We start from the raw sequence: 11,652 nt of genomic DNA, 5'->3' as shown, positions 1-11,652 counted from the left end.
CACAAGCCACACCAGGAGGTCAAGCCACATGCAACATCCACATCATCATCTCGCCCGACTGCTCGGCATCGCCCTGCTCGCCAGCTCCACCCTGGCACTGGCCGTCGAGCACCCGCAGGTCGACACCGTCGACTCGACACGGGTCGCCTTCGGCCTGGTCCAGGCCGAGACCGAGGCCAGCGGCATCCGTGTCCATGGCTCCGTCGCCCAGCGCATCCCGCACCGCGGCGCCATCCCCGGCGAGGTCCGCGTCCAGGTGCTCGACGCCGCCGGGCAGGTGCTGGCCGAGCGTGACGTCTCGCCGATGCGACGCAACCGCCAGGCGCTCTCGGCGCACTTCAACACCCACCTCGACGTGGTTCCCCCACGCGGCGGCAGCGTGCGGGTGATCCACCTGCCCGTCACCGCGCCGCTGGGCTGATCGTGCCCCGACCCCGCCGGCGCCCTGACCGGGGGTGGACGCCGGCGGCGCTGCGACACGCACGCAGCGTTAACCCTGGCGCGGCGGATCTTGATAAAGTTCTGCCATGGAACTCAACAGCTTCGTCATCTCCGCGATCGTGCTGCTCAGCGTGGCGGCAATCACCGTCACCCTGTTCAAGCACCTGGGACTGGGCTCGATCCTCGGCCTGCTGGTAGCCGGGATCGTGGTCGGACCGCACTCGCCCGGCCCCTATGTCACCAACCATGTCGAGGACGTGCGTCACTTCACCGAACTCGGCGTGGTACTGCTGTTGTTCCTGATCGGTCTGGAGATGAAGCCCAAGCGGTTGTGGTCACTGCGGCGCGAGGTCTTCGGGCTGGGCACCGCCCAGATCATCGTCAGCGGCCTGGTGATCGCCGTCTATACCGCCTTCTACATCCCATCCTGGCAGGCCAGCCTGCTGATCGGCCTGACCCTCGCGCTCTCCTCCACCGCACTGGTGATGCAACTGCTGCACGAACGCGGCGACATCGCCACCCGTCACGGCACCACCGCCTTCGCGGTGCTGCTGATGCAGGACCTGGCGGTGGTACCGCTGCTGGCGATCGTGCCGCTGCTCTCCGATCGCGGCACCCTGTCCTCCTCGGTACCCTTCGGCGAACAGCTGTTGATCATCCTCGGCATGGTCGGGCTGATCGTCGTCTTCGGTCGCTACGTGGTGCCCTTCGCGCTGGCGCGCCTGCTGCGCCAGGGCAACCGCGAGGCCTTCGCCCTGGTGGTGATGCTCGCCGTCTTCCTCGCCGCCGGGGCGATGCACGAGGCCGGGCTGTCGATGGCCCTCGGCGCCTTTCTGATGGGAATGCTGCTATCGACCTCGCGCTTCAGCTTCCAGATCCAGGCCCACATCGAGCCCTTCAAGGGGCTGCTGATGAGCCTGTTCTTCGTCGCCGTGGGGATGTCGATCGACCTACCAACGATCGCCGCCCAGCCCTTGCTGCTCGCCCAACACGTGGTGGTGATCGTCGTCATCAAGCTGCTGGTGCTGTTCCTGATCGCACTGGCCTTCGGGCTACCGCGCGGCGTGGCCACCCGGGTGGCCTTCATGTTGGCGCAGAGCGGCGAGTTCGGTTTCGTGCTCTTCGGCGCGGCCAAGGCGCTAGGGGTGATCGACGACACCACCTTCGCCGTCGCCGTCAGCGTGATCTCGGTGGGGATGCTGATCACCCCGCTGCTGGTGCGCCTCGGCGATGTACTGGCGCGCCGCGCCGAGCGGCGCGCGCCGGGTCAGGCGAGCTTCGACTATGCCGCCACCGGGGTCGCCCCCCAGGGACGGGTGGTGATTGCGGGCTACGGCCGGGTCGGTCACACCATCGCCACCATGCTCGAGGCCAACCAGATCCCCTTCATCTGCTTCGACACCAACCCCGTGCACGTCGAGCGCGGCGAGCGCGACCAGCGCCCGGTGTTCTATGGCGACATCGGCAACATCGAGCTGCTCACCGCCGCCCAGGTCGACCGGGCCGCGCTGGTGATCCTCACCATCGACCACGGTCCCTCGGCGCTGCGCGCCGTCTCGCACATCCGCACTGCCCATCCGCACGTCCCGGTGATCGCCCGTGCCCGTGACCTCGAGGCCTGCGGCAACCTGATCCGCGCCGGCGCCACCCACGCCTATCCCGAGGCCATCGAGAGCAGCCTGCGCCTCGGCGCCGAGGCGCTACAGATGCTCGGCATCCCCACCGACGACGTCGACGAGCTACTCCAGGGCGTGCGCAGCCAGGGCTATGCACCGATGGCCGAATGAGACGTACACGGCGCTCATTTGCCCTCGTCCGGGCCAGACGTTAATTTGTAGGGTCTAGCCAATCATTCATTCAGCGAGGTCCTCGTGCCGTGGAGAGCCCTAACGCGCTTGCGCGCTTCAACATGATCCAGCAACAGATCCGCCCCTGGAGTGTCCTGGACGAGCGGGTGCTGGGAGTGATGGCCGAGATCCAGCGCGAGCGCTTCGTGCCGGACGGCTACCAGGGGCTGGCCTACGCCGATATCGAGGTGCCGCTGGCCAGCGGTGGCCGCATGCTGCCGCCTCGGGTGACCGGGCGCATGCTCCAGGCGCTGGCGATCCAACCCGACGAGCGCGTACTCGAGATCGGCACCGGCAGTGGCTACGCCACCGCCTGCCTGGCCGCGCTCGGCGCCCAGGTGATCAGCCTGGAGATCGACCCCGATCAGGCCGAGAGCGCCCGCGCGCGCCTCGCCGAACTCGGCACCGAACGCGTCGAGATCCGTACCGCCGATGGACTCGCCGGCACCATCGCCGGCGGCCCCTTCGACGCCATCCTGCTCAACGGCTCCCTGCCGAGCGACGAGGCACTGGCCCCCCTGCAAACACAGCTCGCGCTCGGTGGCCGACTGTGCGCCATCCTCGGCGAGGCGCCGGTGATGGAAGCGGTGCTGATCACCCGCAACGGTGGCCAGGACTACCAGCACGAGGCACTGTTCGAGACCATCGCCGGGGCCCTGCGTAACGCCCCGAAACGCCCGCGCTTCGTCTTCTGACCCCACGGCGGACGCCCCACGGGCGTCCGCCGTGCCGCCTCCCCGCCGTAAAACCTTGGACAGCGCACGGCCATAGAGTGCACACTTCGTGATCGCCGTCCATGCAGACGGCCCTCGATCAGCATTCCACCAAGCGGTACGGAGGACGGACGAGATGAGCATCCATCGGGCGCAGATGCCACTGTGTCAGCGTGACCTCTCCCAGCTCCTGATCATCGACGCCCAGGAGCGGCTTGCCGCGGCGATGCCGGGCGACGAACTCGAGGGCGTCACCACCAATATCCAGCGGCTGATCAGCGCCGCCAAGACGCTCGACATCCCGGTGATCGCCACCCAGCACAACTCGCGCGGACTCGGGCCGATCATCGCACCGATCCGCGAGGCGCTGCCCGAGGCGGCCGAACCGACCGAGAAGACCGCCTTCTCCTGCTGCACCGCCCCCGGCTTCGAGCGCAACATCTCCGCCTCGCCGGAGCGGCGCCAACTGGTGGTGGTGGGCATGGAGGCGCACATCTGTATCGTGCAGACCGTCTCCGGGCTGCAGCGCTGGGGCTATCAGGTGTTCGTGCCCGCCGACGGCATCATCTCGCGCCACCCCGCCTACAAGCAGAACGTGCTCGAACGCATGCGCCACTGCGGCATCCAGGTGGTGTGCACCGAATCGGTCGGCTTCGAATGGCTAGGCGACTCGTCCGACGAACAATTCCGTGCCGTCTGGTCGTTGTTCAAGGAGTAGGGCGGGGGATAGGAACAGACGCAAGCCATCAACCATCGGTGGCTTGCGTCCGGACTCTGCCCTGGACTGTCGCAGCGCAACAGATACCGACGATCAATCGGACAGCCTCAAGGGTCGAGGATAGTGAGATGCCGGACCAGGGTGAGGCGTGTCGGACTTGGGCGACGCCCCCCGGCCGCAGACATCAGGGTGCCTGAGTGTCGCTGACCGATGAGGACGTTATCCAACAGGGTTTACTGATGCCTTGATGCGATAACCCTGCCGCTACCGGTACACCTTGCGACGGTGGCCAATTCGCACGACAAGAATAAGGATCTCATCATCCTCGATGCTGGCGATGAGGCGGTAGTCACCGACCCGGTATCGCCACAGCTCGCCAAGCTGCCCGGTCAGTGATTTGCCGAGCTGACGCGGATCTTCGAGGGGCTGGAGACGGCTACGCAGGTCGTCGCGGATGCGCTTGGCATCCGCATGACCGATCTTCTTGAGCTGCTTGGCCGCTTCATCCGTGAGTTCAATCCGCCAGGCCAAGGTCGCGCTCCACGTCGTCCAGGCCGTGGGTCACCATCTCACCCCTTCGGCAAATACCCCTCGACCAACCCGATCAACCGCGCCAGCGCGCCGCGATTGGCCTCGACGAAGGCGCGGCCGTTGGCGCCGACCGCGGCGCGGTGCTCAGGGGCGGCGAGCCAGTCGGTGAGGCGCGCGGCCAGGGCCTCGCTGTCGGCGACCCGGGCGCAGCCGTCGAGGCCGATCAGGCGGTTGGTGATCTCGGCGAAGTTGAAGGTGTGCGGACCGACCAGCGCCGGCACCCCGGCGACGGCGGCCTCGAGCAGGTTGTGACCGCCGACCGGCACCAGCGAGCCGCCGATGAAGGCGACGTCGACGGCGGCGATCAGCCCCGCCAGCTCGCCCATGGTGTCGCCGAGCAGGACCTGGGCCTCGCTCACTACGGCGTCGGGATCGGTGCGACGCGCCAGGCGGAAGCCGTGGGTCTCGACCAGCGCGGCGACCTGATCGAAGCGCTCGGGGTGGCGCGGCACCAGCACCAGCAGCGCCTCGGGCTGGTGTTCGAGGACGCGGCGGTGGGCGGCGAGCACCCGCGCCTCCTCGCCCTCGTGGGTACTGGCGGCGATCCACAGCGGACGGCCCTCGCCCCAGTGCGCGCGCAGCTCGGCGCTGCGGGTCTCGCGCTCGGGGTCGTCGGCGACGTCGAACTTGACCGAGCCGGTCACCCGCACTCGCTCGGGCTCGGCGCCGAGGGCACGGAAGCGCCGCGCGTCACCACGCCCCTGAGCGGCGATCAGCGCAAAGTGGCGCAGCGTCGGTGCGGCGAGCCGGCCGAGCCGGGCATAGCCACGCGCCGAGCGCGCCGAGAGCCGAGCGTTGACCAGCAAGGTGGGAATGCCGCGCTCGGCGCAGGCCTCGAGCATATTCGGCCAGATCTCGGTCTCGATGACGATCAGCAGTCGGGGGCGCGCCTGATCGAGAAAGCGCGCCTGCACCTCCGGCAAATCGTAGGGGGTGTAGCGGTGCGCCACCCGCTCGCCGAACAGCGCGCGCACCCGCTCGGCTCCGGTCGGAGTGGTGGTGGTGACCAGCACCCGACAAGTCGGGGTGCGCGCGAGCAGGTGGTTGATGAGCCCGCGCGCGGCCAGCACCTCGCCGACCGAGACGGCGTGCACCCAGACCTCGACCGGCGGCGCCGGCACGCCGCGCGCCAGCCGCTCGCCGATACCGAGTTCACGGGCCGGGCGCGACAACCCGCGCAGCACCAAGCGCAGCAGCACCAGCGGCAGGGTCAGGCGCAGTACCAGGGTGTAGAGCAGTTGCAACAATGTCCCCCCGAACGAGGGTTGGTCCTCGATCACCGACTCAGACATCGCGGATCGCCCCGATGATCCGACTGGTCGAGCGCCCGGGCAGGAAGTCGAGCACCCGCACCTCGCCGCCGCGCGCGTGCACACAATCGGCCCCGGCGATCTCCTCGACGCGGTAGTCCCCGCCCTTGACCAGCACATCCGGGCCGACGGCGCAAATCAGCGCCTCCGGGGTGTCCTCGGAGAAGGGACAGACCCAGTCGACCGAGGCCAGCCCGGCGAGCACCGCCATGCGCTGCTCGACACCGTTGATCGGTCGCCCCTCGCCCTTGAGCCGGCGCACCGAGTCGTCGTCGTTGACCGCCACCACCAGCCGATCGCCGAGCGCGCGGGCCTGCTGCAGATAGGCGACATGGCCCTCGTGGAGGATGTCGAAGCAGCCGTTGGTCATCACCACCCGCTCGCCACGCGCGCGCGCCTCGGCCACGGTGTGCACCAGGGTGTCGCGATCGAGCAGGGTGCGCCACTCGCCGCCGCGATAGGCGCGCGCCAGCTCGTGCACGCCGACGCTGGCGGTGCCGAGCTTGGCCACCGCCAGTCCGGCGGCGCAGTTGGCCAGGGCGCAGGCGGCGGGCAGCGGCATGCCGGCGGCGAGCGCGGCGGCGAGCGCGGCGATCACGGTATCGCCCGCGCCGGTGACGTCGAACACCTCGCGTGCCTGGGTCGGCAGGTGCAGCGCCGGGACGCCGGCCTCGAGCAGCAGCATGCCGCGCTCGCCCAGGGTCACCAGCAGCGCCTCCAGCGCCAGCTCGTCGCGCAGCCGCTCGGCGCGCGCGATCAGGGTGGCGTCGTCGGCGCAGGGGCCGACCACCGCCTCCAGCTCGCCGCGATTGGGGGTGAGCAGGGTGGCGCCGCGATAGCGCGCGAAGTCCGTCCCCTTGGGGTCGACCAGCACCGGCAGACCACGGGCGCGGGCGCACTCGATCAGCCGCTGCGGATCGGCCAGGGTGCCCTTACCGTAGTCCGAGAGCAGCAACAGCTGATGGCCCGGCAGCGCGGCCTCGACCAGCGCCGGCAGCGGATCCTCGGCCGGCGGCGCGAGCGGCTCCTCGAAGTCGAGACGGATGAGCTGCTGGTGATGGCTGAGCACCCGCAGCTTGGTGATGGTCGGCACGTCATCGCGGTGCTGCAGGTGCAGCCCGATCCCAGCGGTACGCAGCGGCGCGATCAGGCACTCGGCGGCCTCGTCGCGACCGGTGACCCCGGCCAGCGCGGTGTGCACGCCGAGTGCGGCGAGGTTGAGCGCGACGTTGGCTGCACCACCGGGACGGTCCTCGCGTCCATCGATGCGCACCACCGGCACCGGGGCCTCGGGCGAGATGCGGCGAGTGCTGCCGCTCCAGTAGCGGTCGAGCATCAGGTCGCCGGCCACGAGGATGCTGGCACGGCTGAAATCGGGCAGGTCGGGAAGGGGGATCGGGCTCAAGCTGGACTCCGCAATCGCACGGGACAGATCGCTAATATGATCGCACGAGTTCCGCGATCGGGCGCGGTCGGCCGATGCCGTACCCCTGGGCGTAGTCGACGCCGAGATCGCGCAGCACCGCCAGGGTCTCGTCGCCCTCGACGAACTCGGCGACGGTGCGCATCCCCATCGCCTGACCGACCTCGTTGATCGAGCGCACCATGGTGCGGGTGATGGGGTTGACGGCGATATCCTTGATGAACATGCCGTCGATCTTGAGGAAGTCGACCGGCAGGTTCTTGAGATAGGCGAAGGAGGACAGCCCGCTGCCGAAGTCGTCGAGGGCGAAGCGGCAGCCGAGCGTACGCAGCGAGGCGATGAACTCCACGGCATTGGTCATGTTGGAGATGGCCGCCGTCTCGGTGATCTCGAAACAGAGCTTGGCGGCGATGCCCTGATGACCCCGCAGCCGCGCACCGAGGCGCTCGAGCAACGGTGTATCGCCGAGCGAGTGCCCCGAGAGATTGATCGAGCACAGCTCGAGCCCCTCGACATGGCCGGGGTGTTCGGTCAACCAGGCCAGTGCCGTCTCCACCACCCATTCGTCGAGTCGACCGATCAGGTGATAGCGCTCGGCGGCGGGCAGGAAGGCACCGGGCATCACCGTCGCACCCTCGGCATCGTACATCCGCAACAGCAGCTCATAGTGCGCGCCGGCGCCGCCACCGTTGACCGGCACGATCGGCTGGAAGGCGAGCCCGAAGCGCGCCTGCTCGAACGCCAGGTTGATCTGTGACACCCACTGCATCTCGCCGTGGCGCCTCGCCAACTCGGTATCATCGGCGGTATAGAGATGGATGCGATTGCGCCCGGCGTCCTTGGCCGCGTAGCAGGCGCTGTCGGCGGCGCTGAGCAGGGCATCGAGACCGGCGTTGTCGGCATCGATACCCACCAGCCCGATACTCACCCCGAGCCGAAAACGCTTGTCGTCCCAGATAAAGTGAAAGTCGCCCACGGCCTTGCACAGCGCCTCGGCGACACGGATCGCACCAGCGCGATCGCAGCGCTCCATCAACACCCCGAACTCGTCGCCACCGAGCCGCGCCAGGGTGTCCTGCTTGCGGATACAGGCACTGAGCACGTGCACCAACTGGCGCAGTACCGCATCGCCGGCGACATGCCCACAGGTATCGTTGATCAGCTTGAACTGATCGAGATCGAGATAGCAGAGCGCGTGCTCATGGCCCTCGCTGCACGCCTCCTCGATCGCCCGCTGCAGCCGTCGCTCGAAGGCGTGACGGTTGGGCAGTCCGGTCAGTGCGTCGCGGCTGGCCTGGCGACGCAGCTCCTCGGCCAGACGGTGGGCCTCGGTATTGTCGAGCCAGGAGCCGACCAGCTCCACAGCCCGGCCGCTACCGTCGCACAACAACCGCACGCTGTCGCGGATCCAGCGCCAGTCACCGTCACGGTGGCGCATCCGGTATTCGCTGTTGGCCGCCCGTTGCGGACCGTCACAGGCCAGGTCGTCGTCACCGACGTGATCGTCAGGGTGTACCAACCCCTCCCAGGAGATCGACCCGCTCAACAGCTGTTCGGGCTCATGACCGAGGAGCTGACGCAGATTGTCGCTGATGAAGCTGAACCGCACCGGGCGTCCGGGCGAGCGGGCATAGACCACCGCCGGGCTGGCGGCGATGACATGGTGGAGCAGGTCAAAGGAGCGGCGCATCGCCTCCTCGGCACGGCGATGCGCGGTGAGATCGCGCGCGACCGCGAACACCTCACCACCGGCCAGGGGCTCGGCGCCGGCACCGAGCGCCAGCAGCTTGATCTCCACCGGCAGCAACGTTGCCACCCCGACCAACTCCAGCTCGATGACCCGTACCTGCCCCGCGACATCGCCGCCCAGCGTCTCGAGCAGCGTACAGGCCCGCCCTTGGTGGTCGGCGGCGATCAGCTCCAGCAACGGGCGTTCGAGCACCTCCTCGGGGCGGCGCTGCAACAGCTCGATGATGCGTTGGTTGACGAAGCGCACCCGCCCCGCCCCGTCGAGCAGGAAGATCAGATCCGGCGAGGACTGCACCAAGAAGCGATAGAGCCGTTCGGAGTCGCGCAGCCGTGCCTGCATGGTCGCCTGGGCGCGCCGCAGCGCGCTGCGCTCGCAGGCGCCGGTGATGGCCTTCAGCAGGGTCTCGAGCCGATAGGGCTTGGCAACGAAGTCACAGGCGCCGTGCCGCAACGCCCGGGTCGCCTCGACCACCGAGCGGGTGGCCGAGACCACCACCACCGCGGTCTTGGCGTCGCGGGCCACCAACCGATCAAGGATCTGCACCCCATCACCGACCGGCAGGATCAGGTCGAGCAGCACCAGATCGAAGTGTTGGCGCTCGAGCAGCGCCAGCGCCTCCTCGACCCCGGCGGCACTGTGCACGCAGAAACCACGCGCCCCGAGCAGGCGTTCGAGGCTGGCGCGACTGCGCGGCTCGTCATCGACCACCAACAGCTGACGAGCGTTGCCGCCGGGCGAGAGACGGGGGACGGGGACTGCGGGCATGGCCACCTGGCCGACGGCTCAGCGCCGCGCCAACGGCAGCAGGAGCTGGAAACGGCAGCCGGCATTCACCCGGCTACGACAGCTCACCACGCCCCCGGCCGTCTCGACCAGGTTGCGCACCACGCTCAACCCCACCCCGGCATGCCCGGGCTTGGTGCTCTGTTGCGACTCGAACAGCGATGCCAGGCGTGCGGCCGGGATGCCGGGGCCATCGTCCTCGACCCGCAGCTCGACATGGGGTCGACCCCGCGCCTGCACCCCGTCCTCGAGCACCACCGTGATCCGCCCACCTTCGTCCAGCGACTCGGCGGCATTACGCACCAGATTGACCAGTACCTGACGCAAGGCATCCCCCTCCAGGGTCAGTGGCGGCAGGCTCTGTGGCCCGGTGTAGCTGAAGTCGATGCCACGCGGCCGACACAGCGCATGATCGAGCACCCCGGCGAGCCGTCGCAGCGTCATCGCCACATCGCTCTCGGTCTCGGTCTCGGCCGCCTCGGCGTCGACCAGCCGTACCAGGATGGCACCGACCCGATCGAGTTCCTCGCGCAGCACGACCAGATCGGCATTGGCCTCGGTGTCGTCGACAAGGCGCTCGGCGAGCAGTTCGAGGTAGTTCTGGGCGATGCTCAGCGGGTTGCCCGCCTCGTGCACCAGCTGGCGCAGCCGCGCCTGTTCGAGCTGCGCGCGCTGCCGCTCGGCGTGATGAGCGCGGTCGAGCCGCGCGCGCAAACGCGCTAACGCCCAACCGCAGACCTCACCGAAACCCCGCAGCACGCCCTCGCGTGCGCGTAACCGCCCCAGCTGTGGCGCACTCACCGCCAGCACCAGCACCGCCATGCACGCGCCGGCGGCGCGCAACGGCAGGCAGTAAAGGGCCTCGGCATCGGCGGCGAGCTGATGCTCGAGCACGCCGAGGGCCTCATCGGACAACAGCCCGGAGCAGGGCTCACCGGCGGCGGCTCGCCCGGGCAGGTGCAGGCCCGCGGCGGCGCAGTCGATGGCGGCGCACGCGGGGTCGTCGCCACAAGGCGCGTGGCCACGCAGCCGCCCTGCCCCCGTGGGCAACAGGAAACGGACGCGATCGACCCCGAACAAGAGGGTCACGCACTCGGCAATGGTCGCGAGCAGGACCTGCTCGTCCTCGGCGCGGGCGAGCTGACCGTCGAGTCGATCGACCAACACCCGGTCTCGCAATACCCCCGCCAAGGGCGTCGCTGGCGCCAACGCGGCATCGAACCCCAGCGCCGCGCACAGCGGTTCGACCCGCTGTTGGGTCTCGCGGTGCAACCGTCGCACGACCCCCGGGGTCAGGCCGAACAGCGCATCGGCCAGCATATCGGTCTCGGCCGGGCTCCAGTACGGGCTGTCGAGGGCGTTGGCCAGGTGCACCAGGCGTAGCGCCAGTGGCGCATCCTCGAGTGCAGCGAGCCCGGCATGATGATGGCGCGCCACCATGGCCAGCGGTTCCGGCAGCCGCCAGGCACGCAACAGTGCCGCGCCCACGGTGCAATGATCGACGCCGATGCGGTCGTGTTCGAATGCCGGTAGCCGCGTGGCCTCGGTCGTACCGGGGACGCCCTCGGGCGGCCACTCGCCGAGCTGACTAGCAATCACCAAACGACCGATGTCGTGCAGCAGCCCAGCGAGATAGAGCTGCTCGGCCTCGGCCACGGAGAGGGTGCGGGCCAGGGCACGGGCAAGCTCGGCGGTCACCAGGGCGTGTCGCCAGAAGGCGGCGAACGGCGCTGCCGGCAGCGACTGCTTCGGGGTCAGGGTCTGCAGCAACGCGGAGGTCAGGGCCAGGGTCTTGACCGTGTCCAGACCGAGGCTGACCAGCACGCGTTCGAGCGAGGTGCAGGCGGCCACGCGACGGCGGAAGGCGGCGGAGTTGGCGAGCGCCAGGATGCGCGCGGTCAGCGCCGCGTCGCGCGCGCAGATCCGCGCCAGGGTGGCGAACTCGACATCGTCGTCGACACAGGCCTCGAGCAGCTCGAGGAGCACACTCGGTGGCGAGGGTAAGGCCTCGAGCGCGGTCGGATCGATGGCGTAAGAGGCTGAACTCATGGGCACGGCACCGCAGATCGATCGTCT

At 69.2% G+C, this 11,652-nt stretch carries 9 protein-coding genes; 4 read left to right on the top strand and 5 right to left on the bottom strand.

Features of this window, described 5'->3' with window-relative positions; all coding sequences use genetic code 11:
* The first annotated feature begins 28 nt into the window (after positions 1-28).
* The 4 genes from HF203_RS05580 (at position 29) to HF203_RS05565 (ending at position 3,719) form a co-directional block, all read left to right on the top strand.
* Positions 29-421 (top strand): hypothetical protein, encoded by a 393-nt coding sequence (locus tag HF203_RS05580; RefSeq protein WP_168667462.1) that lies wholly within the window; start codon positions 29-31, stop codon positions 419-421.
* 106 nt (positions 422-527) lie between these two features.
* Entirely contained in the window at positions 528-2,228 is a 1,701-nt protein-coding gene (locus HF203_RS05575) for a cation:proton antiporter domain-containing protein (protein WP_168667460.1), read from the top strand.
* Positions 2,229-2,317: 89 nt separating this feature from the next.
* On the top strand, positions 2,318-2,983 hold the full coding sequence (locus tag HF203_RS05570; RefSeq protein WP_343043884.1) for a protein-L-isoaspartate O-methyltransferase family protein: 666 nt from the start codon (positions 2,318-2,320) through the stop codon (positions 2,981-2,983).
* A 154-nt stretch (positions 2,984-3,137) separates the two neighbouring features.
* Positions 3,138-3,719, top strand: coding sequence for an isochorismatase family protein (locus HF203_RS05565; protein WP_168667458.1), 582 nt, complete (start codon positions 3,138-3,140; stop codon positions 3,717-3,719).
* 264 nt (positions 3,720-3,983) lie between these two features.
* Here the strand turns inward: HF203_RS05565 and HF203_RS05560 are convergent, their stop codons facing one another.
* From HF203_RS05560 to HF203_RS05540, 5 genes are read right to left on the bottom strand one after another with little or no spacing between them, the layout of a single operon-like run.
* A complete protein-coding gene (locus HF203_RS05560; RefSeq protein WP_168667456.1) occupies positions 3,984-4,250 on the bottom strand; it encodes a type II toxin-antitoxin system RelE family toxin in 267 nt (88 codons plus the stop codon).
* A 38-nt stretch (positions 4,251-4,288) separates the two neighbouring features.
* A complete protein-coding gene (gene waaA / locus HF203_RS05555) occupies positions 4,289-5,602 on the bottom strand; it encodes a lipid IV(A) 3-deoxy-D-manno-octulosonic acid transferase (RefSeq protein WP_210424647.1) in 1,314 nt (437 codons plus the stop codon).
* Positions 5,595-7,025 (bottom strand): bifunctional D-glycero-beta-D-manno-heptose-7-phosphate kinase/D-glycero-beta-D-manno-heptose 1-phosphate adenylyltransferase HldE, encoded by a 1,431-nt coding sequence (hldE, locus tag HF203_RS05550; RefSeq protein ID WP_210424646.1) that lies wholly within the window; start codon positions 7,023-7,025, stop codon positions 5,595-5,597. The genes waaA and hldE overlap by 8 nt, the downstream gene beginning before the upstream one ends.
* A gap of 31 nt (positions 7,026-7,056) precedes the next feature.
* Positions 7,057-9,558, bottom strand: a complete 2,502-nt coding sequence (locus tag HF203_RS05545; protein ID WP_168667454.1) for an EAL domain-containing protein — start codon at positions 9,556-9,558, stop codon at positions 7,057-7,059.
* Between the two features lie 18 nt (positions 9,559-9,576).
* The gene (locus tag HF203_RS05540) at positions 9,577-11,625 is read right to left on the bottom strand and encodes an HDOD domain-containing protein (protein ID WP_168667452.1); all 2,049 of its coding nucleotides are present in this window, start codon (positions 11,623-11,625) and stop codon (positions 9,577-9,579) included.
* Positions 11,626-11,652: the final 27 nt, after the last annotated feature.

It is taken from the genome of Marichromatium bheemlicum (assembly GCF_012276755.1).
Classification (GTDB): Bacteria; Pseudomonadota; Gammaproteobacteria; order Chromatiales; family Chromatiaceae; genus Marichromatium; species Marichromatium bheemlicum.
This window is presented reverse-complemented; position numbering and strand designations above follow the sequence as displayed.

Coding starts and splice junctions, on each gene's coding strand:
- HF203_RS05565 (WP_168667458.1), top strand. CDS start 3,138: ATGAGCATCCATCGGGCGCAGATGCCACTGTGTCAGCGTGACCTCTCC.
- HF203_RS05580 (WP_168667462.1), top strand. CDS start 29: ATGCAACATCCACATCATCATCTCGCCCGACTGCTCGGCATCGCCCTG.
- HF203_RS05540 (WP_168667452.1), bottom strand. CDS start 11,625: ATGAGTTCAGCCTCTTACGCCATCGATCCGACCGCGCTCGAGGCCTTA.
- waaA (WP_210424647.1), bottom strand. CDS start 5,602: ATGTCTGAGTCGGTGATCGAGGACCAACCCTCGTTCGGGGGGACATTG.
- HF203_RS05545 (WP_168667454.1), bottom strand. CDS start 9,558: ATGCCCGCAGTCCCCGTCCCCCGTCTCTCGCCCGGCGGCAACGCTCGT.
- HF203_RS05575 (WP_168667460.1), top strand. CDS start 528: ATGGAACTCAACAGCTTCGTCATCTCCGCGATCGTGCTGCTCAGCGTG.